The organism is Prevotella jejuni (assembly GCF_900187995.1).
Classification (GTDB): Bacteria; Bacteroidota; Bacteroidia; order Bacteroidales; family Bacteroidaceae; genus Prevotella; species Prevotella jejuni.
In genome coordinates this window covers 93191-119473 of record NZ_FZNZ01000004.1, presented here as the reverse complement: position 1 = coordinate 119473, position 26283 = coordinate 93191, and the positions used below count along the sequence as shown (strand labels likewise).

14 protein-coding genes are annotated in these 26283 nt (G+C 42.3%); 4 read left to right on the top strand and 10 right to left on the bottom strand.

The features are described 5' to 3' along the window. Window positions 1-121 precede the first annotated feature (121 nt). From dnaE to CHB62_RS02420, 4 genes are all read left to right on the top strand, one after another. Window positions 122-3841, top strand: a complete 3720-nt coding sequence (gene dnaE, locus CHB62_RS02435; protein WP_089365557.1) for a DNA polymerase III subunit alpha — start codon at window positions 122-124, stop codon at window positions 3839-3841. A 77-nt stretch (window positions 3842-3918) separates the two neighbouring features. After that, a complete protein-coding gene (gene trxA / locus CHB62_RS02430; protein WP_009012283.1) occupies window positions 3919-4233 on the top strand; it encodes a thioredoxin in 315 nt (104 codons plus the stop codon). A gap of 398 nt (window positions 4234-4631) precedes the next feature. Next, window positions 4632-6941: an outer membrane beta-barrel family protein gene (locus tag CHB62_RS02425; RefSeq protein WP_089365556.1), complete on the top strand. Its 2310-nt coding sequence runs from the start codon at window positions 4632-4634 to the stop codon at window positions 6939-6941. A gap of 507 nt (window positions 6942-7448) precedes the next feature. Next, the gene (locus CHB62_RS02420; protein WP_089365555.1) at window positions 7449-8423 is read left to right on the top strand and encodes a DNA-methyltransferase; all 975 of its coding nucleotides are present in this window, start codon (window positions 7449-7451) and stop codon (window positions 8421-8423) included. Window positions 8424-9000: 577 nt separating this feature from the next. On the opposite strand, the gene CHB62_RS02415 is transcribed toward CHB62_RS02420, so the two are convergent. The 10 genes from CHB62_RS02415 to CHB62_RS02370 all read right to left on the bottom strand — a co-directional run bounded on the left by CHB62_RS02415 (window position 9001) and on the right by CHB62_RS02370 (window position 26214). After that, the gene (locus CHB62_RS02415) at window positions 9001-11520 is read right to left on the bottom strand and encodes a zinc-dependent metalloprotease (protein ID WP_089365554.1); all 2520 of its coding nucleotides are present in this window, start codon (window positions 11518-11520) and stop codon (window positions 9001-9003) included. Between the two features lie 20 nt (window positions 11521-11540). Beyond that, window positions 11541-14090 carry a zinc-dependent metalloprotease gene (locus CHB62_RS02410; RefSeq protein ID WP_089365553.1) on the bottom strand — a complete coding sequence of 850 codons (2550 nt, stop codon included), beginning with the start codon at window positions 14088-14090 and terminating at the stop codon, window positions 11541-11543. Window positions 14091-14097: 7 nt separating this feature from the next. Then, window positions 14098-15525: a PKD-like domain-containing protein gene (locus CHB62_RS02405; RefSeq protein ID WP_089365552.1), complete on the bottom strand. Its 1428-nt coding sequence runs from the start codon at window positions 15523-15525 to the stop codon at window positions 14098-14100. Between the two features lie 41 nt (window positions 15526-15566). Next, window positions 15567-16274 carry a DUF4843 domain-containing protein gene (locus CHB62_RS02400; RefSeq protein ID WP_009012277.1) on the bottom strand — a complete coding sequence of 236 codons (708 nt, stop codon included), beginning with the start codon at window positions 16272-16274 and terminating at the stop codon, window positions 15567-15569. Window positions 16275-16619: 345 nt separating this feature from the next. Further along, window positions 16620-18077, bottom strand: a complete 1458-nt coding sequence (locus CHB62_RS02395; RefSeq protein WP_009012276.1) for a RagB/SusD family nutrient uptake outer membrane protein — start codon at window positions 18075-18077, stop codon at window positions 16620-16622. Between the two features lie 18 nt (window positions 18078-18095). Further along, window positions 18096-21347, bottom strand: coding sequence for a SusC/RagA family TonB-linked outer membrane protein (locus CHB62_RS02390; protein WP_089365551.1), 3252 nt, complete (start codon window positions 21345-21347; stop codon window positions 18096-18098). A 603-nt stretch (window positions 21348-21950) separates the two neighbouring features. Beyond that, window positions 21951-24050 carry a protein-disulfide reductase DsbD family protein gene (locus CHB62_RS02385; RefSeq protein WP_089365550.1) on the bottom strand — a complete coding sequence of 700 codons (2100 nt, stop codon included), beginning with the start codon at window positions 24048-24050 and terminating at the stop codon, window positions 21951-21953. Between the two features lie 227 nt (window positions 24051-24277). Further along, window positions 24278-24988: a UMP kinase gene (gene pyrH, locus CHB62_RS02380; RefSeq protein ID WP_025837978.1), complete on the bottom strand. Its 711-nt coding sequence runs from the start codon at window positions 24986-24988 to the stop codon at window positions 24278-24280. Window positions 24989-25042: 54 nt separating this feature from the next. Beyond that, on the bottom strand, window positions 25043-25834 hold the full coding sequence (locus CHB62_RS02375) for a biotin--[acetyl-CoA-carboxylase] ligase (RefSeq protein WP_089365549.1): 792 nt from the start codon (window positions 25832-25834) through the stop codon (window positions 25043-25045). 14 nt (window positions 25835-25848) lie between these two features. Then, complete coding sequence (locus tag CHB62_RS02370) at window positions 25849-26214, bottom strand: YraN family protein (protein WP_004360454.1); 366 nt, start codon at window positions 26212-26214, stop codon at window positions 25849-25851. Window positions 26215-26283 lie beyond the last annotated feature (69 nt).

The window sequence follows — 26283 nt, the reverse complement described above, 5'->3', positions numbered from 1 at the left end:
CGACGTATTTGTTTTGTTGCAAAGGTACTTCTTTTTTGTCATTTCCACAAATTTTCACTCTCAATCTTTTGTTATGTCGCCTTTTCATAGTAACTTTACAGCTCAAAAACGCATAAGTTCAATGGAAGATTTCGTACATTTACACGTCCACACCAACTATTCTATTCTTGATGGTCAGTCGAAGGTCACACGTCTTGTTGATAAGGCTATTGCTGACGGAATGAGGGGTATGGCGATTACTGATCACGGTGTGATGTTTGGCATAAAAGAGTTTGCTGACTATTGTGCTAAGGTCAATAAAGGTAGGAAAGAGAAGGGGGAAGAGCCTTTCAAACCTATCTTTGGATGTGAGATGTACGTAGCCCGTCGTACTATGCACGATAAGGATAAGAGCATGCATGATAATTCTGGCTACCACCTTATCGTATTAGCGAAGAATTATACAGGTTATAAGAACCTTATCAAACTGGTATCCAATGCGTGGGTAGATGGTTATTACTATCGTCCTCGTACGGACCGTGAGCAGCTTGAGAAGTATCATGAAGGGTTGATTGTATGTACAGCTTGTATTGCAGGTGAGGTACCTAACAAGATTATTCATGATGATATCGAGGGTGCAAGAGAGGCTTGTGAGTGGTATCATCGTGTGTTTGGAGATGATTACTACCTTGAACTACAGCGTCATGAAGTAAAAGATCCAACCTTGATGGCTAACCGTGAGGCTTATCCTCTACAGCAGAAAGCCAACAAGGTGCTCATGAAGTTTGCACAAGAATATGGTATAAAGTTAATATGTACCAACGACTGTCACTTTGAAGATAAGGAGACTGCCGAGGCTCATGACCATCTACTCTGCCTTTCAACGAACGAGGATTTAGACGATCCAAAGCGTATGCGCTACTCTAAACAAGAGTGGTTTAAGACGAAGGCGGAGATGAATGAGGTCTTCTCTGATGTCCCTGAAGCTATGGCGAATACGTTGGAGATTCTTGACAAGGTAGAGACGTATAGTATTAATCACGGTCCTATCATGCCGTTCTTCCCTATCCCAGAGGACTTTGGAACCGAAGAAGAGTGGAGAGAGAAGTTCACTGAAGAAGACTTATACAAGGAGTTTACCACCGACGAGAACGGTGAGAACCCACTAACAAAGGAAGAAGGACAGAAGGTTATCGACCGCTTAGGCGGCTATGAGAAGATATATCGCATTAAGTTCGAGGCCGACTATTTAGCTAAGTTAGCCTACGACGGTGCAAAGAAGCTATATGGCGACCCTCTATCAGATGAGGTTAAGAACCATATCCGATTTGAGTTACATGTGATGAAGACCATGGGTTTCCCTGGATACTTCCTTATTGTGCAAGACTTCATCAATGCTGCACGACAGGAGTTAGACGTGATGGTGGGTCCTGGTCGTGGCTCTGCTGCAGGCTCCGTAGTGGCTTATTGCTTGGGAATAACGCAGATTGACCCGCTGAAATACGACCTTCTGTTTGAGCGTTTCCTCAATCCTGACCGTGTCAACCTACCTGATATTGATACTGACTTTGATGATGATGGGCGCGGACGTGTGCTGCAGTGGGTAATGGATAAGTATGGACACGAGAACTGTGCACATATCATTACCTACTCTACCATGGCTACAAAAAACTCTATCAAGGATGTGGCACGTGTAGAGAAACTACCGTTAGATGTGTCTAACGCTCTTTGTAAGGCTATTCCAGAGCGCTTACCTGATGGTATGAAGATGAACTTAACGAATGCTATCAAGTGTACACCAGAGTTGCAGAATGCTGAGGTTAGCGAAGACGTAAGGGAGCGCAACACCATTAAATATGCCAAGATGTTGGAAGGAACAGTGCGTGGAACAGGTATCCATGCCTGTGGCTTCATAATATGTCGTAATCCTATTGATGAGTGGGTACCTATCTCTACGGCAACAGACCCAGACTTCCCAGAGAAGAAAGTACCAGTAACACAATATGACGGTCACGTGATTGAGTCTACAGGACTTATCAAGATGGACTTCCTCGGACTGAAGACTCTCTCCGAGTTAAAGGAGGCTTGCAAGGTTGTTAAGCAGACGACTGGCGACGTGATTGACCTTGAGAAGATTCCTATTGACGATGAATTAACCTATCAACTCTACCAACGTGGACAGACAGTCGGTACGTTCCAGTTTGAGTCGGCAGGTATGCAGAAGTACCTCCGAGAGCTTCATCCAACCGTGTTTGAAGACCTCATCGCCATGAATGCGCTCTATCGTCCGGGTCCAATGGACTATATCCCAGACTTTATCAAGCGTAAACACGACCCATCACTGGTGAAGTATGATATCCCATGTATGGAGAAGTACCTCAAAGACACATACGGGATCACAGTCTATCAGGAGCAAGTAATGCTCTTGAGTCGCCAGTTAGCCAACTTTACACGTGGTGAGAGTGATGCCCTTCGTAAGGCGATGGGTAAGAAGATGAAGGCTATCGTCGACAAAATGAAGCCTAAGTTCATCAAGCAAGGACAGGAGAATGGGCACGACCCACAGATACTTGAGAAGATATGGAGTGACTGGGAGAAGTTTGCCAGCTATGCTTTCAATAAGTCACATGCCACTTGTTACTCATGGGTAGCTTATCAGACGGCCTATATGAAGGCGCATTATCCAGCCGAATACATGGCTGCGTTGATGACACGTCGCTTCAGTCAGATTACCGAAATCACCAAGTTAATGGAGGAGTGTAAGGCATTGAGGATTGCAACCCTTGGACCTGATGTTAACGAGAGTCAGATAGGCTTCGGTGTAAACAAGCATGGTGAGATTCGCTTCGGACTATCCGCCATCAAGGGAATGGGTGCGAGTGCTGCAGAGAGTATAGTACGTGAACGTGAGAAGAACGGCCCTTACAAGGATATATACGACTTTGCAGAACGTGTCGACTTCAGTAATGTCAACCGCAAAGCATTTGAGAGTTTAGCCTATAGTGGGGGCTTCGATAGCTTCGGATTGCAGCGAGAACAATACTTTGCTATTACTGGGAAAGGTGATTCCTTCTTAGACACCATTGTCCGTTATGGGCAGCTTTTCCAAGCAGAAAAGGCCCAACAACAGAACTCTCTCTTCGCTGGTATGGATGCTATTGATGTAGTACATCCTGTCGCTCCAAAGGCTGAGAAGTGGCCAGTCATTGAGAAATTGAATAAGGAACGAGAGTTGGTTGGTATCTATCTATCGGCCCATCCCCTCGATGAATACAGTGTTGTACTGAACAACATGTGTAACACTCACTGTTCTAAGATAGGTCGTAATGCTGACATGACACAATTGGCAAAAGCTGACGAAGTGACATTCGGCGGTATTGTCACATCCGTTAACGAACGTTTCTCACAAAAGACAGGAAAGCCATTTGGCTTTGTCACGATAGAAGACTTTGGTGGAACGGGTGAATTAGCACTGTTTGGGGACGACTGGGCACGATGGAACAACCTCTTGAAGATGAACTATACCGTTTATATCACAGCCAAGTGCCAACCTCGTTATCGCAACAATCCAGAACTGTTAGAGCTGAAGGTGCAGAAGATAGAGCAACTCTATGACGTGAAAAAGAACCGTTTGGAACGCCTCACCATCTCTATGGATGCGACAGCATTAGACGAAGCCTTTGTCAAGGAACTATCAACAGTCATCGAGCAACATACAGGTAACACACAACTCTACATACAGTTGCGAACGCCTGACAGCACAGTACTTATGTTAAAGAGCAAGAAAGGCGGTGTTAACGTCGACCGTAAGCTGATAGACTTTATCTCATCTAATGAGAAGATGGAGTTCCATATCAATTAAACCGAAAGTGGCACACTCTTTGATAAGAGGTTATAAACAGAAAAGACAATATTAATAAACTTATAAAAAGAATAACAATGGAAGTAGTAATTACTAACGAGAATTTAGAGACTTATAAGAATGGTGAGTTACCATTGGTAGTTGATTTGTGGGCAACATGGTGTGGTCCTTGTAAGATGATTGGTCCAATTATCTCAGAACTCGCCGAGGAGTACGACGGTAAAATCGTCGTTGGCAAGTGCGATGTAGAGGAGAATGACGACGTAGCCATCGACTTTGGCGTACGTAACATCCCTACCATCCTCTTCTTTAAGGGTGGTAAGTTGGTAGACAAGTTTGTTGGTGCTGCCTCAAAAGATGTTTTGAACGAGAAGTTCAAGGCATTGCTCTAAGCTAAGACTGATAAGTATAAGGCCATATTAGACTATCCTCCTACAGGATGTCTGATATGGCTTTTTTCATACAACAGCATTTCCCAAGTCCTCTTCTATCGTTATACATTATATAGTAAAAGGTTCTGAACAACCATATAATACCAAGGCTCTCACAAAGCAAAGGATAATCCTATAGCATGGCATCACACATCACTAACACTCATCATTATACTCATATTTCGTATAAAGCATCATCTATAAACCACCTTACGCCTAAGAAAAAACGTACGAAACTAAAAGTTTTTCCTTTTTTTTTATTGGTTTCCATATCTTTTCATACCTTTGTAGCTGAAACCTATCGCTTTTTAAAAGCGCAACTGAGTTTGAACCTTTCGTTTCACTTAACTTCATTAGTTATGGAAAAACTATTACTTATCCTCCTTTTGTTCTGCACTGGACTTCGAGCCAGCGCACAGTCCGTATCTGGAAAGGTGCTTGATGAAAACAAGAAGCCTATCCCCTACGCAAATGTCATTATCCTTTCAGCCAAGGATTCTACCTTCATTGCTGGTACAACAACCGCTAATGATGGCAGTTTCAACTTCAAGGAGGTTACAGTAGGTAATATCCTTAAAGCCTCCTTTGTAGGTTATGAACCCTTTACTACGGTTCTTTCCAACCAAGATAACCTGACTATCGTTCTGAAAGAAGATGCAAAAATGATGAAAGAGGTGGTCGTCAAAGGCAATGCTCCCCTACACAAGATGACAACAGAGGGTTTACAAACGAATATCGAGAACACCATTCTGAGCAAGCTCGGTACTTGTGAGGATGTCCTTGCACATGTCCCGGGACTGACAAAGAAGAAAGATGGCTACGAAGTATTTGGTAGAGGTACACCTATCATCTATATCAACGGTCGTCAGATGCGCGATGCAGCTGAGCTTGAACGCCTGAAATCAAGCGATATCAAGAGCGTTGAGGTGATAAGCAATCCCGGAAGCCGATATAATGCAGCAGTAAGAGCAGTCGTAAAGATACGAACGAAGAAGGCTGTAGGCGACGGCTTTGGCTTCGATGTACGCTCCGCCTACTACCAGTCGGAAAATGTAGACCTCTCAGAACAGCTGAACTGGAAATATCGCCATAAGCATCTGGAACTCTTTGGTACGCATGGCTATTCACTTGACAACAGCCTCGAACACAGCACAACAACTACTATTGTTCACGCTGACACCCTCTGGCAGCAGGATTTCACGCAAAAAGTCCCCGATAAGAATTCTATTGTCAAGAATACTATAGGAGCAGACTATCAGCTGAATGACAGCAATTCTGTCGGTATCAAATACATGATTAACTTCCCTCATAACTTCCCCCTATCTGTTTTTCTTAGTAGTGATGTAACGGCAAACGGGACTTTCTACGACCATATTAACACCTTTGCAACATGCAAGCAGTCCCATCGTCCTTCCCAATTCATTAATCTCTACTATGTTGGAAAGATAGGAAAGATGGACATAGACTTCAATGCGGATTATCTTTATAACAAGCAAAATAACCATACCACCTATCGAGAAGAAAGTCGCAACAAGGTTAGTCGCACCGTGACTTCCGACAATCAAGAGCGCAACAGGCTCTTTGCTTCTAAGCTAACTTTGGGCTATCCAGTTTTAGGAGGTAATCTGTCAGTGGGTGCAGAATATACCTATACGAACCGCAATGATGCATATAGCAATCCTGAAAACTATGTCCCAAGCTCATCCGCACAGCTAAAAGAGTCGAATATAGCCCCTTTTATGGAATACAAACACCAGCTATCTATCTGCCAGTTGACAGCTGGTCTGCGCTGGGAGGCGGTACGCTTCAACTATTATGAGAACGGACAGCACATTGCTAATCAGAGTCGTTCGTTCAGCAACTTATTCCCAAGTATCTCTGTAGCTACTCAATTAGGAGACCTACAGATGCAATTAAGCTATGCAGCGAGGACGCGTCGCCCTTCTTATAGTCAGTTAAGCAATAACGTTATATACGGCAATCGTTTCTTGATGCAGTCGGGTAACCCACTGCTTCAGCACGAATATATCCACGACATAAGCTTAGGAGCTATGTGGAAGTTCATCCAGTTTGGCATCTCATACAATGACCGTCGCCACGCCATTGTCTTCTGGAGCGAACAAAACAGCCATAATTCAGCTATCTCACGTCTTACCTACACGAATCTTCCAAGCATCAAGACAATATCTACTCAGTTAGCTTTTTCGCCAACAATCGGTATCTGGACACCTGAGTTCACGGCATTAATGAAGAAGCAATGGCTCACATTACATACGAGTACAAAGACTTATAAGCTGAACAAACCAATCTGGCAATTCAGTTTTAACAACACATTCGATTTCGGCAAAGGCTGGTTACTATCAATGGAGTCCTACCTCGTTACAAAAGGCAATAGCGAAATTAGCTCATTAGCAAGCAATAGAGGTTCGCTTGACATCAACCTTACCAAGTCTTTCCTAAAGGACAGACTCGCACTTCGTATTGGTGGAACAGACTTGTTCCATACCCAAAAAGAAGGAGGAATTAGCTACACAGAGTCTATGGAGACTCAATATATTGGTACATACGACAGCCGTCAGTTTGTTCTAACTGTTACTTATAAGTTCAATACTTCACGAAGCAAATACAAGGGTACAGGTGCTGGACAGGCTGAAAAGAACAGATTATAGCCTTCATTAAAGGCGTAACCTATCAAGCCATCAAGCTTCCAATCAACTATAAACGACAAGCCCCTCGCAAGGAGAAAACTACCTACGAGGGGCTTATTTTGTGTCGAAACCAAATTATTCTCATGAGTAGAAAGAATTATTTTCATGACAAAAAATATTTTTCTTCACGACAAGAAATATTTATTTTCATGAAAATAATTCGGTAAGAAGGATTAGGAAGGAGAGAAACAACCTGAGGCACTATATCCTCTGTCGTAGTTTACTATCTGCCGAAAGTGCTCGTTCGTAAAGAGAAAGCATTGGGTTAGATCGTAGAAAACGACGTTTTCGTTCTTATAAAACTATTGGATGGTAATAAATTAGAATTATTCATTTATTCTATCAAAAAACAAAATAGATAGTCGGAATAACTCACTTAAAGTTGTACCTTTGTATCAAGGAGTTCTTCGCCATAGTAGATACTCATGGACGAAGGGACACAGAAACGATAACAAAACAATATTTAAGATGCCTAATATGGAGAAAAATCGTGCAACACGAAACCGTACTATTGTCTTGTCTGATAGCGAACGAACAGACTTAAAGAAGGATTTATGTCAACTTAACACGTCGTCATCGGTCGATGAAGTACTCAATAAAATTTATAATCAAGATTTACTTGAGGCTATAGATTACCTACCCAAACATTTTGTAGACCTGCTTATCATAGATCCTCCTTATAATCTATCGAAAGACTTTGCAGGATTTAAGTTCAAGGCTACGGACGACAAGACCTATATTGAATATGTAAGATGTTGGCTTCCCAAGGTGTTAGAGCTATTAAAACCTAACGGGAGTATATATGTCTGTTGTGATTGGAAAAGTACAAGTGCTATCTATCAAGTCATGAGTGAGTATGTAACCATCAAGAACCGTATTACATGGCAACGTGAAAAGGGTCGTGGAGCGAAAACAAACTGGAAGAATGCTATGGAAGACATCTGGTTTGGTGTCCTCAATGATAAAGACTATTACTTTGACGTAGCATCCGTAATGCAGAAAAGGAGAGTTTTAGCCCCTTATAAAGTGGACGGAAAACCCAAAGACTGGATAGAGACTGAAGACGGAAACTTTCGCCTTACCTACCCATCTAACTTCTGGGATGACATCAGTATCCCTTATTGGTCAATGCCAGAGAATACAGACCACCCAACTCAAAAGCCAGAGAAGCTGATAGCTAAACTCATTTTAGCTTCATGTCCAAGGCAGGGTATCGTGTTTGACCCTTTCCTTGGAAGTGGAACAACATGCGTTGTTGCTAAGAAATTAGGTAGACACTATTGTGGTATAGAAATCAATGAGGAGTATGCCCTATTGTCATCTAAACGCCTACGTATGGCTGAAGAGAACAAAGACATTCAAGGTTACTCTGACGGTGTCTTTTGGGAACGTAACACATTAAGCCTACAAAAGAAATCGCAAAAGGCATCTGCAGAACAATAGAAACACATCATTATTTGTCTAATCTCGCCCTAAAATAACCTAAATAGAGAATTAAAAAGAACGGAGAACAATATCATAAAGGCTCATTGAAAAATCACTTGAAAAAACTAACAAACCGTAGTGATGGCATATAGAAGAATTTTTCTAAGTCAAAAATCATGCGTTAAAACAAGAGACCATAGTAACCTAATTCAACCAAAACCAATTTTCCTGTCACTCCTGTCACCATCTATAAGCATATAACTAATTAATTCCTATGCACTTACACGAAATGTTAAAAATGACAGCAAAGTAAAATTAAAAAAATATAGTATATAGGGAGATTGGCTTACGTAAGCAATTTATGGCTAACAAAGGACATTATCATCACACCTTAACAAGACTTTCCATATCATGTCATAAAGCTACATCAAACCTCACAGAGAGATATAAAGATTTACGGAGGGACACTCAGTACCACCATAAAGAATAACAACAAAACGATACTCTATCCTAACACTGAACAAAAAGAAAGAGGGTATATCCAAGACACAGACGCCTGAGATATACCCTCTGAGATGTATGTTAACACGGTAGATTAACCATTCATATAACGCTGGACACGTGCATACATCAACTCATATTGAGACCTTACGGTCGTGTCCTTCGTTGTCTTAATGCGTTCCTGAAGAAGTTTCTGAAGCTTCTGTGCATAGTGGAACACATATTCAGCTGTACGGTCGATGGTCTCCGTCCACATTGTGTCTGGTTCACCATAGCCAACACCGAAGCCAAGGAAAGCAACATCCTGCTTATCATCACGCAAGCTGCGCACCTTACCAACCTGTTTAACCTCAACAATGTTTTCCTTCAGACGCTCAACATAGAGTTGCTGCATAGCGATATCATCGTCGTCGAGATTCTCATCACCTGCGATTGTCTTAGCCCAAACATTATTATACGTGTCTTCGCAATACTCCAATGGAGAATAAGAAGTAGAGTCAGCATAATAGCTCAATGCTAAACGCGCAGTTGCAGAGAGTGCCATCTCTTGGATACCACTTGCCAATGTCTTGTAAGGATGCGAGTTGATTTGAGGTAAACGGTTCTCGATACTCTCAACACCACGCTTACCAAACTTGCGTGCTTCCTGTAACAACCACATTGCGGCAGCACGTTGTTTCTCCTTAGGCATGACCTCATAACGAGGAATACCAGATGACTCTGTGCTCTGATTCAACTTGATACCACCAATGACAGCATAGACATTACGTGCATAACCATAAGCTTGAGAAACCATCTGACGATAGAGCTTTGCCTTACGAGTACCGTCTGTACCATCAGGAATCCACTCATCAAAATGTTTGAGAATATACTCAAGGTTCTTCAGACCGTAAGTACTTGACTTCACAGCATCGTCACCGAGATCCTCCTCAATGGCAGTTGGGTCATAACGATAGCGTGACTGCTGGAGAACATAACGATACATTGGGTCGTCAGCATGGGATGCGACGAGTGCCATCAACGGTTTCACATCATCCCTAAAACTCTTTGAGTTAGGGAAGACACGGTAGCCCCACTCTATTGCATACTTGTCATAAACGCCAAGTTCAGGAGGGGTAAGCGACACGCCCTTGTCCGTTGGCTGTGCAACATAGTTGAAACGAGCATAGTCCATGATAGATGCTGTCGTCCCATACTTCTGTGTGAAGCTTGCAGAACGGAGCGAATCAGTTGGGATTGCAGCCGATGAAGCCATGTTGTGCATTAGTCCGAGTGTGTGACCCACCTCGTGCGTAACAATATACTCCAATGTTGGAAGCATAATACTGTCAGGCATATCCAATGTACGAGCAGCCGGATCAATCTGCGACGTCTGGATAAAACGCCAACTGTTGATGACATTTACGACATCATTATACACCAGTACGGTAGCTGTGATAATCTCACCTGTACGTGGATCGACCCATGATGGTCCCATAGCATTCTCTGTTGCCGTAGGCAGATAACGAATACAAGAATATTGGAAATTATCTGGGTCGAAGTTTGGGTCATTGGTTGGGAAGTCCACTGCCTGCATCACATTCTTGAAACCGATACGCTCGAAAGCCTTATTCCATCTAAGAACAGCATTCCGAATCGCTGGTTTCCACTTTTCAGGGAACGCATTATCGATATAGAACACAATAGGTTTTACAGGTTCACTGAGCTGACCAGCAAAGTAAGCAGCAGGATCCTTAGGTTCTACACGCCAACGATTGATAAAGCTTGCATGGTCGATAAGACTGTCATTAACGATTGACTTCGGTGTGAGGAAGTAACCAAGACGTGTATCACTCAGACGAGGTGTCATCTTATCCTCTGGCAGGAGTGCTAAAGTAAACTGTACGCCGATAGAAACAGGATGATTGCTAATAGCAACACTACCACTATTACCAGTCATATTGGTAACATAGTTGCGTATCATTGATATGCAAGCATTGTTAGCAAACGACTTCAAAGACGTTACCTTAATCCACTCTGGCCTCAAGTCAGCATCCACACGATATGGACCAGCAATCTTTGCAATCACTGGGAAATACTTACTTTCTCTCAAGAAGAAAGAAGACGCATCAAAAAGAATACCACCCGTCTTCTTGTTTCTCGCCTTGATAGGGAAGCTATAGAAGTCGAGGTTACGATAGTTCGTGGCCTGTGCTTGCTTCGCATCACCAGTAGGCAGTGCGTCAAGCAACTCTGAATTGATAGCCTGCATAACGATAGAACTATCTTTCTCTATAAAGCGTACGTGAGAGACAGAACCTGCACGTGTACCAACCTCAGCAAACTGTGGACTTGAAACAGAGGATATAGTAGCACCGATAAGCATGTCACGACCAATAGACGATGGTGGTAACTCAACAAGAAGTTTCTCACCTGTCCTGTAGAAGGAAACGAATGGTCCCTTAGCAGAGTCCGTCTTCTCTTCAGTCAGAATGCGCTCATAGGCATCCTTCTTAGCCACCGTAGTAGTGGTGGTAGCCTTCTTTTTCTTCTTCTTAAAGAAAGGGAAAGCCTGTGCTGACAGTGAGAGACCTAAGAAACCCACTGCCAGTAGGGTTACATGAACCGATTTCATTGATATAAATGAAGTCTTTCTCATTTCTTCACCTCCATTGTCTTATTGATTTTGAAGAGCATCATCTCGTAGTGTGTACGCGCTTCAAGTGGCAAATTAGCCTTTAGACACTTCTCCAAAGCCGTTCTTAACTTCAACATACAGTTGTAGAAATAAAGCTCAGAGTTGTCAGCAAGCGAGATGTCAACTGTTGGTGCAAGATTCTGAGAAGGGTCGCCAAATCCTGGAGTAGCACCGAGATCATCACCCTTCAAAGCTGTACCAGCACCAGAACCACCGCCAGAACCACCGTTTCCAGTAGCCTTAGAGACAACACTCTGTGCCTGACTCATGAATGCACGCTGCAAAACACGCTCGCCCTGAGAAGGTGCGCGCATCTCAGCAACACTCTTGAAGAGGGTGTTATAGATATCATCAAAGTACTCTTTCTGTGTGTAACTGTTTGGATTCAAGTAAGAAGTGATAGCCACACGCATACGTGCTGCCATCAAATCGTAACCCATAAACTCTAAACTCTGGTCATAATAGCTTACTGATAAGTAGCCCTTACGCTCGTAGTTACGGTTAGCATACTTCTTGAAGCTCATAGCTTCCTGCAAACACCACAGGAGTGAACGACGCTGAAGATCCTTTGGAACAACCTGATACTGCGGTACTCCTGCTGAAATCTTCATATTGTTGAGGTACATTCCACCAACATTACTCAACACCTGCTTGAACAAGGCGTAACGATTCTGTGATATCTGAAGATAGAGCTGGTCCTTGATACGAGTATCTTCATCGTTCTTTATCCACTTAGAGAGATTGTTCTCAACGATTGTATAGTTCTTATTTGCAAGGTTTGCACTTGCTATCATATCGTTACCAAGTGCTCCTGCAGCAAGACGTGGGTCCCATTTAGCATTGCGCTCAGCATAATAACGAAGACGAGGGTTGGTCACTTTCTTATCAATGAAAGCCTCAAGCGTATTCTTCTCATCATTGATAGAAACCTTATCGGTATCAAAGTAACGATAGTTCCAATCAATTGTGAAGTAGTCATACATACCAAGTCCCTTCGGAGCAAGACGTACACCATTGTCTGTTGGCTGTGCAACATAGTTGTAATGAACGTCATCCATAACAGAAGGAGCAAGTCCCATGGTTGTGGTGAAACGTGCATTACGCAAAGAATCAGTAGAATAAGTAGCTGAAGCACCGAGGTTATCCAAGAGACCTAACATACTACCTGTTTCCTTTGTAACCAACATCTTCAAACCTTCAGCAAACTTAGCTGCAGACAAACGGTTGCTACGTACTGATGGGTCAACGGCACCAGTCTCAATTAAACGCCACTTATGTAACAACTTCTCGACATCAGAATAGATGAACATAGAGGCTGCCATAATCTCTCCTGTATTAGGATTGACATGGACATCACTCTTAGGAGCAGATGAAGAGCCACTTGGTATGTAGCGAATACAAGAATATTGGATGTTATCTGGGTCGAAATCACCCTGCTTCTGTGGGAAATCAACCACCTCAATAGCATTCTTAAAGCCTATTCTCTCAAATGCTTTGTTCCATTCAAGGATACCTTCACGGATGGGTTGCTTCCATGACTCTGGGAAAGTATTGTCCAAATAGAAACGGATAGGACTGACAGGTTGAGTCAACTTACCCTTTGCATACGCCTTCTTATCCTTTGGGACGAGGTTCCAACGATGTGAGAAGAAGATGCGCTTAGTACTTGCACCTTCCTGAGGAATACCCAAACGAACAGAATAATCCACACCGATACGTGAGTCCATGATACGTGGACGCATTGCAGACTCAGGCACAAGTGCTACACTATAACTAACACCTACAGTTGTAGGACGCTCGCCACCGATAGGCATAGACATCAGAGAGGTTGACACACCATACGTAAAGTCATTGTTAACGATAACGTTTGTATCAAAACTCTTTATCCCACGAATGAACGAAAGTTCTGATTTTGGAGTTGCCTTAAGGCTATAATTACCATTCTTCGTTGGCATAACCGAGATAAGGTTAGTTGGCTTACCTAACAAAGAGGTTACATCAAAGACAACAGCAGAGCTGTCATTGTTGTAAGCTAAGATGTTAAAGCCCTGCCAAATACCATCACGATAGTTCAAGGCCAATGCACTATCAAGGTCTGCTGAGTTCGCATTCTCCTTGAAAAGAACATTGTTAGGAGTCTTCATAACGACCGAGCTATCCTGTATGTCAAAGTAGAACAAGACAGGGTTAGAACTTGTAGAACCAACAGTGACTGTAGATGCATCAGTGGTAGAGGTTATTACTCCACCAAGCATCATCTGTTTTTTCAACAAAGTACGTGGCAACTCAAAGTAAATCTTGTTGTCAAACTTATGAACGGTAATAAACTTACTGCGTGCAGTCTCTGTCTTCTTATCCTTAAAGAGTCTGTCATACTTCGTTTCCTTCTTAGGCTTAGCCTTAGACTTGTCATCATCAGCTTTTGCAACAGTACTTTGCAATACAAGGAGGAGCAATAATGCCCCTCCAAGTAAAGAGTTCTTAAATGAGAAATTCATTCTTATCATTAGTGTATTATTTGTTTCTGAATAATGCCTTAACTATGCGTCCTGTTATATTCTGCTTAGACCAGCGTAGTGTATTGGTCTGTGTATCGTAGCAGTAGAGGCTACCGGGCATAGCAGCTGACGCATCATTGGTTGCGACATAGATGAGATTATCATCATCTGAGAATGTCATATCAACTATCTTCTCCGTGCTATTCCCTACTGTAAACAGTGCAGAAGTTGGGAAATTACTATTGGCAAGAACGTTGTGAGCATAGACAGCATTACCATTGGTATAATAAACAATATTCTTACTGCGTGCAGAACGTACGACAGAGCCATTAGCGATACCAGAAGTAGAAGGCATCGCAACACGATAAAGCACGTTTGCGGCAATTCGCTTATCTGCAGAAGAAGAGTAGTAACCTGGGAAAATATATGTAAAGTAGAATGTGCCGGTGCTTGTCTGATTGGTTATCAAAGCAAGGTTACGCTGCTTATTCACACTACCCATACCTACCAACGTATCACCAGTAAAGGTTCCCTTCAAGATTTCAGCAGGAACAGATGTATTCTCGATAGCCATTGCCAACAGAGAACCATGTGCGTTGTCGAAGTAAGCATCGCCATGAGCATAAAAGAGGTCGTCTCTCCACCATGGTGTCATGCGGTCTGCAAACTTTACAGAACCTCCTACTGCGCTTGTGAAGCGTGATGTCTGTGAGATCAAATTGGTTGAGTTCAAGCCCAAAGAATACAAGTTGTTCTTTGTGATTGCCATTACCTTCGGTGAACCTGGGTCAGAGTTTGCCTCTACCTGTATTACCTTCTCACCAACAGGAGTTTGGAAAAGTGATAGCATCTCATAGCCATCAAGCTGATAAAGTGTTGATGGATTGCCTGCAGCAATGATGAGAACATTATTTGTCTGACTACCAATCGTCTTGTTCCATGCCATTGAGCAAGGAGTACCGAAGTTAGTATTCGGATTGTTAGCACCCAACACATCAAGTTGGAAACTCTTGTTCACGTCCTCTGTCGGTACGTAGGAAAGAATTGCTTTGTTGTCCTTTTCAGCCAAGAGGAAGACACCCTTCGTATAAGCATACTCTACGTTCACATTGAACTCATAGATCTGAATATTCTGACCATTGCTTAGACGCAGACGTCCAGTATAGGTTCCAGAGGTCTGAATAGGATAAACAAGTGCAGAATCACTCGATACCAACTTATGATTTATCTCCCATTCGTAGGTGAGTTTCTGCTTCCCATTGCTCTGCAATACCGTAGGATTAATCTTCAATGTATCTCCTTGATTAAGCGTATAGCTACTGTTCAGAGGTGTCTGCAGGCTGATTACAGACACATTATCGCCTCCTTCTGTCGAATCATCTTTAATACATGATGAGAAGGTAAGGGCTGCTATAGCCAAGAGATATAAATATTTCTTTACCATATTTCGTGTAATTATATTAATGGTTATACCAATGAATGTGATTACTCAGGGTTAGCTGCAAAGTAAGCTTTCAACTTCTGAATATTCCTGTAAAGCTGTGTCCAACTTCGTGGGTTACTTACAGCCTTCTCTATCGCTCTTGCATCTGAATTATACAAGGACAGTAGATAGCGATACTTAGCTGGCGTATAAGCAGGAAGTCCCATTGCTTGGAGTGTAGGATTTGACCACCAATAAGGCTTTTCTAGTACATTATCGAAGGTGATTATCCTCTTTATCTTGTCAGGAAAACGAACACCAAGGTCGTCAGATGCTTCCAAACGCAGAACAAGACGAATACTGTCATTCTTCGTATCACTAAGGTTCTGACGCAAAAGTACTACTGGGAAACTCGCTGAAAGACTGTCAGCTGGTATTGTCTGGTCACTATTGATTGCTACAAAGTGAACCCCAGCCTTTGCCGAACTACTTGGGTCAACAACCACCTTATAGTGCTGTACCTGTGACTTTCTTACTCCTGCGAGTTTCACCTTCACATTGATTGTGTCAGAGGTCACGCTGGTAGGCAGTGTTCCGAATGAATAATTATATAATGTGTCAGAAGCATTATTGAGGTCGAAATAAACCTGATTTGCCCCTTCGAAAGTACCATCTTTTGAGTATTCTCCCTCGTAGTTATCGTTTGAACACGCTGTCAACGATAGAGCTATAGCACCGATAGCGAAGATGTTTGTGATTGATTTATACATAATCATTTGTTTTTTAGTGTTGTCCGATAAGTAATTCTCATGGTAAATCTGTCTTTTTGCCCTACTGCATAAGACCATCATAAACTCACCATACCATATTCTACTCTGGTGTTAAGACTTATCATACACCATGTAAAGGGTAAACATCAATGGAATAGTATATTAGTCAGCCCTTCTAAAAGTATATCCTATTTAAGTCTTTACGAACTACAATATCTGTCTATACGTTTATATCTTTTCTTTTATACACTTAAGTCTGTGATTTAGCATAGCTAAACGCTTATTACAAATCGCCTTGCTCTTGTCGTTTAGCAGTGCTAAACCATACAGACTGCTTGATATGTATTATTCGTTATGAACTGCCTGATCGCCATACTCATTCTCTCTATCTGGCCAAGGGAGATTAAAGATGGCATCTGAAGGCTGATATGTGTCAATATTTCTAAAGTCAGTAAAACTACGGTTGTAGTGCTTCAACGCATAGAAGGTCTGACCCATACCAGGGAACTCACGCATACGTTCACGCATCATCTCCTGCTCGAAGAGTGTACGTGTAGCTACCTTAGCTGCATCAACATCGCCTAATCCCCTACTCTTTCTAACCTGATTGAGCAGACTGATTGCCTCTGTCTTGTTTGAATCATAAAGACTTTCACTCAAGATGTAATACATCTCTGGCAAACTAATTAACACAAAGCCTTTCAATGCACCTCTTGTAGCCTCAGCATCATTCTGGATTAGACGAATAAAGCTGAAAGAAGAAGCTGAACCCGACGTATTTTCTCTAAAGAAAGAGGTGTATCGGAGGTCAGAGCTAAGAGCCGTGAATTGGTCGACCTCATAGAGACTACGCAAATCACGACGGCCTTCAACGAAGGAACCATAACCTGTTGAACGCAGGAATGTTGAACGAATAGTTGTTGAACGGTCGGCTGCATAAACTCCAAAAATCATCTCTTTGTTAGCAGGAAAGCGCATCACAGAATCGAGTGATGTACTTGTATTCAACTTAAAGTTCTGTGTTGCATTGATAACCTCACGGGCATATTTAGCAGCTTCAGTGTATTTACCCATAGCGTAATACACACGAGCTTTCGTAGCTTTAACGGCAAACTTATTGAAAAGTATCACACGTCCCTTGCTATAATCACGTACGAAATTGTTATCGTAGGTAACATCATTGTCGTCTGTCAACAATGAGTCAGCCTGATTCAAGTCCTTAAGAATAAGGTTGAACGTTGCCTGCAAGGTGTAACGAGTGCGGTTCTTCAGATTAAACTCTGTTGCGTATGGTAATCCAAGAGTATTTGCATCACTGCGCGTATAGTCTGTACAGTAAAGACGAGCAAGGTCGAAGTGCATAAAGCCACGCAGACCCAAGGCTTCACCGTGAATCATCTTGCGTTCTTGTTCACCTGCACTAATATCATTAATGTGCCTCAACACATTGTTGACATTAGAGATGTTGTTATACATATTACTCCAGACAGCATCTACAACGTTGCGTGCTTGCTGGTTAGTATATTGATAGCGGTTCAAGTAGTAACTTACGTCTTGTGTATTGTCATAACCGAACTGCTGGCCTAACTCATCCACCATACCCCATGAGAGATTACTTCCATAGAGGTTAGATGAAGCTAACTTACCATAAATACCAAACATAGCATCCTCATAACCAGTAATATCAGTGAACATCTCGTCATCTGTAAGCTGCCCTTTAGGCTGTACATCCAAGAAGTCGTTACACGATGTAAGCAGCGCAACCACCATGGATATTCCTATATATTTCGTTATCTTCTTCATTGTTATCCTAATTTAGTTTTAGAGTGAGAAACGTACTGAGAACTCAAAACTCCTATCGTATGGATAGTTCAGACCACGTTCCCTCTTCGCTGTTGACAGATAGAAGAGGTCGTTAGTGAGGAGTTCTAAGAACATACGCTTCAAGCCGTACTTCTGAATAAAGGTCGTTGGAACCTCATAAGAGAGCGAGAGACTGCTCATACGTAGGAAGTTATTCTTCTCTACAAAGCGTGATGTCTGATACGGAGTAGTTGTATCGTCAATACGCTTGTACTTTGCTATTGTTCCAGGAGTCTTCCATCTGTCATTTAATACACGCTCATCAGCATTGTATTTAGGATTAGCTCCCTCAACCTTTGTTGCTAAGGTTTCGTTGTAAAGAGAACCTCCGAAGGAGTACAAGAATGAGCAGCTCAAAGCAAAACGCTTATAGGTGAGATAAGAGTTGATAGATCCTGTACCTATAGGATTGGTATCTCCGAAGATTACCTTATCATTTGAGTCATAAACAAAGGTGTATGTTCCATCACGCTTAATGAAGATTTCCTGACCTGTTACAGGGTCGATACCTGCAGAAGGAACAACCTTCAAAGCAGTTAAAGACTGACCTTCTTCATAGATAGGAAGTGGTGCAACACCATTATCAGCCTTGTTCTTCTCATTTTGTTCACGCAGAGAATTACTGATCTTCTTAATCTTATTCTTGTTATAAGCGTATGTTAAACCGAGAGACCACTGCCAGTCTTTATTCTGAATTGGGAAGGTGCGCAGACGGAGCTCAAATCCTGAGTTCTGCACCTCACCAATGTTTTCACGTGAAGTAGTCACACCCACTGATGGTGCCTTGGTGATATCCAAGAGCAGGTTATCAGTATTCTTGATATAGTAATCGGCTGAAAGGTCGACACGACCACGGAAGGCAGTGAAATCAACACCGATATTAGTACTCAGCGTACGCTCCCACTTCAAATCTGGGTTACCGATAGTAATTGGCGTAGCACCAGTTCCCTTGCCATAGAAATATGAACTATTATAGCTATAAGTAGTCAGTGCTTGATATGGGTTAAAGTTGATGTTACCCAAATAACCTACACTGGCACGGAGCTTCAAGAGCGATACTTGCGAGCCCTTCATGAACTTCTCGTTGTGAATATTCCATCCACCACCAACACTCCAGAATGGGGCAAAGCGCTGATTCTTACCGAAACGAGATGAACCCTCATAACGATAGATAAGATCGAGGAAGTATTTATTATCCCAGATCGTATTGGCATTAACGAAGAAACCTACTCCTCTCGTCTGTGTATCAGAGCCACTTGGACGCGTTGCAGCATACGCTGTAGCAAAAGCTGGGTGTCCTAACTTATCAGAATAGAATCCTATTGAAGTATAGGAAGCCGCATCTGTTGACGTAGACTCCATACTACTACCTCCCATTGCAGTAAGGAAGAGCTTCTTAAAGAAGTAGTTGTTGTATGACAACATAAGTTTTCCCTGCAATGTAGTGGTGTTTACCCAACTGTCCGTCAGTGAACCACGCTGATCAGCCGTCTTGTTACGAATCTCATTATAGGCAAAAGGAGATGTAAAAGTACGTCTATCTTGCTTGCTACGGTCGATTGTGAAATCACCATCCAAACGTATCTTTTCACCGAACCACAACTGAATATTAGTTGTATTGAGGAAGTCGAAGTTGTTTGAATTACTATAACTACCCAACGAAGCATCGTATAATGGGTTTGCTAAGTCATGATATAGCGAAGAACGCAACTGTCCATCAGAGTTATATGGGTTCTCATAAGGATTCATCTTAACCCAGTCTGAGAAATCACCATAAGGTGACACGTTACTCGTTACAGACGAGAGTGTCGAACTGTTAGACACGAAGAACTTACCTGCAATATTGTAAGAGAGGCGGAAATTGGTTGAAAGACGAGTACGATCAGAGCCCTTCATAACACCAGAATCCTTTCCATAACGTACACCAAGATTATATTTCGCACGGTCGTCACCACCATCTACACTCAAGCTATGTGACTGAGAGATGGCATTACGCAATGGCTTAGACAACCAATCAGTCTCTACACCTCTTTGGATGTCATTATATATACGTGCATAATCCTTATCAAGTGTATATTGAGTTGCAGGACTTGTATCTGTAAACAAACCTGCAAGGCGCTCATACTCAAGTTTCTGACTTGCATTCAACAAGTGATAATCATGTAAGTCAGGCGTTGACAGACGTACTGTACCGCTATAGTTCACTTTCAGCTTACCACCTTTCAGTGTCTTTGTGGTAATAACGATGACACCTGCAGAAGCCTTCGCACCATAAAGAGCAGATGCTGAAGCATCCTTCAATACGGTTACGGTCTCAATATCGTTCATATCCATATCGGCAACATACTCTGCTGTTACCTGTGCACCATCTACCACATAGACTGGTGTATTGGCCTGTCCTTCGAAAGTCGCACGTCCACGAATATTGAGTTCTGCCACCTTATTAGGGTCAGAACCTTTGAGGTTATCATCTGCTATGACCATACCAGGGACGAAGCTCGCAATACTCTGCAATACATTCTTCGTACCTACATTCATCAACTGGTCACGACTTACAGCTACCTGAGAACCTGTAAACGAGTTCTTATTCTTAGTCTGATAACCGGTCACAACCACTTCTTGCATTTCCTTTGAGTCTTCACGCAACGTGATGTTGGCTATAGCACCATTCTTTACAGTCTTAGTAACTGTCTTATAACCAATATATGACACGGTCATGTGCACCTCTTTGAGGTCGGTCACAATGTCGTATTCACCATTAATATCGGTCACATAACCACCATTCACACCATCCACACGGATAACGGCACCAATGATAGGATCACCGTTATTATCGGTAACCTGACCACGAACACCACCTTTACGTTGCACCGCTTCCTTCTTTGCAAACGTCAAGGTGTTGCCCTCAACGGTATATGAGAGTGGGAACTGGTTTGCCAAGTTCAGTAACAAACTTGAAACTGACTGATCGCGTACATCAAGGGACACACCCTTAAACGCCTTCACATCATCATCTGCAAACTTTACATTCAATCCTGTCTGCTTAGCAACTTCATTAGCAAAATCCTCTACTGTCGCATCATGCATAGAGAGAGTTACTTTTGCACCATTCAGTTCTTGTGCTGACATAGGGAGACTTAATGGCCCAATGCATAAAAGGTTCAGTAGAAGAACACATATTACGCGCTGGAGGAATTTAATCTTCTGCATCGTTCTCTAAAATTATGAAATTCTGTTACTTGAAAATACAATCCTTTTTTAACTCGAAAACTCTTACGTTAATAATTGTTCAGAGAGAAGAAATGTCTTCTTTATAACTATTAATACTATTAATTAGTCACCTTCACAGGTAGACTATACCTATTTACCTATTATTCTGCAAAAGTACGAAAAAAAAACAAAAATACAAGCGACTTTATTATTAAAAATAAAGAATTCTATTCATTATTATTGTTTTTTGATAGCCAAATGTACGTTTTAATGGTATTTTTTCACTTAACATTAACATCTACCAAACCAAATGACATATACTCACAGACTACCCTCTTACGATCTTCATCCTTACACCTTTTTATTCTTAAAAGCATTAAATAACATGGAAGAAACTAATACTTTATCTGTACAAGGTACGTTTACCAAATAGTACGTATCCTCTCGTGCGATAGTAAAGGCTTCAGGTATAAATAGAACAAAGGGTTGTATCAATCAAGACCTTCCAATGGTCTTTTTGATACAACCTCTTTCAGAACACATGACTATGCGGCTCTATACTATCTACGAGCTCATTAAGCGCAATGTTGTCAGCCTATATCATTATTGCTGTTTGGCGTGATAATTCTCCAAGCCCTTATCGAGGAATTCAAGATAAGCAGGTACATCCTCCTTAAAACTGAAGCTACCATTCAACGGCTTACCCGCATTATCCAAAGGAACATAGAATGGCTGAGCAAGGTAACCGAACTTAGTCTGTTCCAGATAACTCCACTTGTCGCCAATAGTTCGCAGTGTACGTGACGTTCCATCAGGTAGTTTCACCTCAACAGGCTGCTTCAATGGAGTCTTGTCGTCTACATAAAGCGAAATAAGGACATAGTCTTTATTCAGCTTCTCAGCGACACGTGAGTCGGTCCAGACAGATGCCTCCATCTTACGACAGTTAACACATCCGAAACCAGTAAAGTCTATCAAGACGGGTTTACCAGCTGCAGCCGCTGCACGCATACCCTCATCATAATCCGTATAAGCAGCATGCACGGTCTGTGGAGCAAGGTTGAAGTCCTGTGTATTAATAGGTGGTGCGAACGCACTAACCGCTTTACAAGGTGCACCCCAGAGTCCAGGAAGCATGTAAACAGAGAAAGCTAACGAGCAAAGGCCCAACATGATAGCTGGTACTGGCATTGCCTTCTGTTCGAGATCATCATGAGGAAACTTGAGTTTACCAATGAGGTATAATCCCAAAAGGCCAAAGAGAACAATCCAAATGGAAAGGAATGTCTCACGATCAAGAATATGCCAGCCGTATGCAAGGTCGGCTACTGACAAGAACTTCAGTGAGAATGCCAATTCGATGAAACCCAATACAACCTTAATCATGTTCATCCATGAACCAGACTTTGGTGCTTTCTTAAGTAAAGTTGGGAAGAGAGCAAAGAAGGTGAATGGCAAGGCAAGAGCCAAAGCAAAACCAAACATACCCACTGCAGGAGCTACCCAGTCACCACTTGTTGCTGCCTGAACAAGGAGAAGACCTACGACAGGAGCTGTACAAGAGAAACTTACCAATGACAAGGTGAATGCCATAAGGAAGATAGAAAGCAAACCTGTTGTCGCAGAGGCCTTATTGTCAACCGCATTACCCCATGAAGAAGGTAATCGAAGTTCAAACCAACCAAAGAAACTGAATGCAAAGACTACTAACAAAAGGAAGAAGAACACATTGAACGGTGCATTTGTTGCCAACTCATTCAACTTCTGTGGACCGAAAGCCCAAGTAACAAGCGTTGCCAAACCCATATAGATGACAATGATTGACAAGCCGTATGTCACAGCATCACGAATACCCTTCTTACGGTCATCCTTCGCTCTCTTGAGGAAGAAACTTACCGTCATTGGAATGATAGGCCATACACAAGGGGTGAGCAAAGCGATGAAACCACCCAAAACACCCATAAAGAAAATACTCCAAAGAGAGCTATTAGTACTATCCTTGGTGCTATTGAAGGCTGACAACTCTTTGATAACAGGTTGCCACAAGTTAACATCTGCATTTACTTGTGCATTCTCCTGCTTTAGAGCCCCTGCAGTATCGGCTGGCAACACATCAGCTTTCTTAGCTGTATCTGCAGTCATTGCGGTAAGTGCAGATAAACCATCAGCTGCTACATTAGTAGCAGCTGTCGTTGTTTTTTCCGTTTCTGCATTAGCAGCTGTTGGTGTTGCTGCGGGAGCGGAAGCTGGTCCATTACCTTTGAAATTGAATTCTACCTGTGTTGGTGGCAAACACATCTCATCGTTACAAGCACCATATTCCAGGTAACCCTTTATACTATAGGTCTTAGCTGTTATCTTGTAACGCTGAACGAAACCAACGCTATTCTCGAAATAACGTAGTTTCATCTCGAAAGTCTTATCATAGACATTCAACTCTTTACCACGTGTTGTGAGCTTACCTACTGGTGTTACGCCCTCTGCTTTGTCTACATGTAAAGATGCAGATGTAGGACCATCAGCAGGAAGATTCGTTGAATATACATGCCATCCCTGGTCGATCTTCGCTGTGAAGATAACCTCTACCTCTGTTGGTGAAACCTGCTTCTGCTGTACAGAAAAATGAACAGGGTTCTGCTGTGCCATAGCTGTGAGGCTAAACAACAGCGTAAAGAGGATAAATAGTGTATTTCTTCTTTTCATCGTTTTATACTATTAGAATTTGAACTGCAAAGATAAGAAAATTATTTTTATAATATTACATAATGTATATATTTAATATTTATATCCAATAACTTTTTATCAATCTATGTTCAAAAGGTTTTCAGGATTAAGATGAGTTCTCTCGTCGATTTTTATTTTACGTATATTGTTGCAGACAGGTAGTCACCTACCTGCTGCAACAGCTATTCATTTAAGAATAATCAGCATTAATTATGCACCAACGTACCTATATCTTCACCGTCCATAACCTTCTTCAGATTACCGACAACGTCCATATTGAAGACATAAATAGGTAGGTCATTCTCCTTACACATGGTCGTTGCTGTGAGGTCCATTACCTTAAGACCCTTTGTGTAAATCTCATCGTATGTAATATCAGAGAACTTTGTTGCTGTTGGGTCTTTCTCTGGATCGGCTGTATAGATACCATCTACACGTGTACCCTTAAGCATTACGTCCGCCTCAATCTCAATACCACGCAAGCTTGAACCAGTGTCAGTAGTAAAGTAAGGACTACCAGTACCAGCTGAGAAGATACAAACATAACCTGCTTCCATAGCCTCGATAGCCTTCCACTTGCTATAGAACTCGCCGATTGGTTCCATACGGATAGCGGTCAAAACCTTAGCTTTCACACCGATTGCCTCAAGTGCTGAGCTAAGAGCAAGAGAGTTGATAACGGTTGCACACATACCCATCTGGTCGCCTTTCACACGATCAAAGCCTTTTTGGCTACCGCTCAAACCACGGAAGATGTTACCGCCACCGATTACGATACCAATCTGTACACCCATTTCATGTACTTCCTTAATCTGCTTAGCATAATCGCTAAGACGCTCAGGGTCGATACCGAAGCCCTGTTTTCCCATCAAACTCTCACCCGAAAGTTTCAAGAGAATTCTTTTAAATCTTGCCATTATTTTTGGAGTTGAAGGAGTTGAAGGAACTTCTTTACTTTCCCAAACACCTTATTATATAATAAATTCTACTTCTTTAAATTGATATTCACGAATCATACCCTTGCTGTCACGGAGGATGAGGTGCCCATCGTCTTCTACTTCAACGATAGCGCCATCAAACTCACCATCAGCATCACGGAACTTATGAAAGCCTCCACGTCGATACAAGGCTTCGTGATACATTGCACTGATATCATTATATCCGCCCATCTCTAACAGCCGATAGAGTTCTGAGAACTTCTTAATAATCTTATTCAGCAGTTCTTCTTTGTCAACCTCATGCCCTAAAATCTGGCAGAGAGAAACGGGATTAGGAGCATCACTATGGAACGTTTCCTGATTTACATTCAGTCCCACACCGAAGACACAGTCTTTTATACGCCCCGCAGCAAGCTTTGTTTCAATCAGTGTTCCGCTCAGTTTCTTATCTTTCCAATAGATGTCATTGGGCCATTTCAGGCGGATATCCTCTTTCACATAGTCTGCTAAAGCTTCTTTCAGAGCCAAGGCACCAGCTTCAGAGAGTAGGAACTGACTACGAACAGGCAGCATCGTCGGGTGTACAAGTACCGAGAACAACAGGTTCTTACCAGCTTCACTCTCCCAAGTGTTCGTCCCCTGCCCTTTTCCTGCAGTCTGATAATCGGCAACAACGACTGACATTGGCTCATCATCAGCAGGTGTATAAGTACGCAGATAGGCGTTTGTACTATCTACAGCATCCAGTCTTACGGTTTTCACCTCTCTTTCTTTCTCTACTACTGTTGGCTTGAAAAAGCCTAATACGGCATCTATTATCTTCATTTACAATCTATTCTTTATATGAATGGAAGAAAGGCATCCTTCACATGGCGCACTTCATTGGTCCCTGTTGGCTGCCCTACAACAGTGATTATATCAAAGCGGATATCCAAATTGATGTTATATCGCTTGACGTATGCATTGGCAGCTATCGAGAGCGAACGCACTTTCTGCACGGTGACAGCCTCATCAGCATCAGCAAACTGCTCATTCTTTCGGGTCTTTACCTCAACGATAACCAGCGTACCATTATCTATAGCAACAATATCTAAGTCTCGATGATGATAATCCCAATCACGATGAAGAATGACATAACCCAACTGTTGGAGATAGCTTACCGCCACATCCTCTCCCCATTTACCTAATTCGTTATGGTATGCCATGCGTCTTTCTTTCCTCAACTTGCAGAAGTTTTAGAAGTTCAGACTATTAGAAGGAGATAAGATAATTCT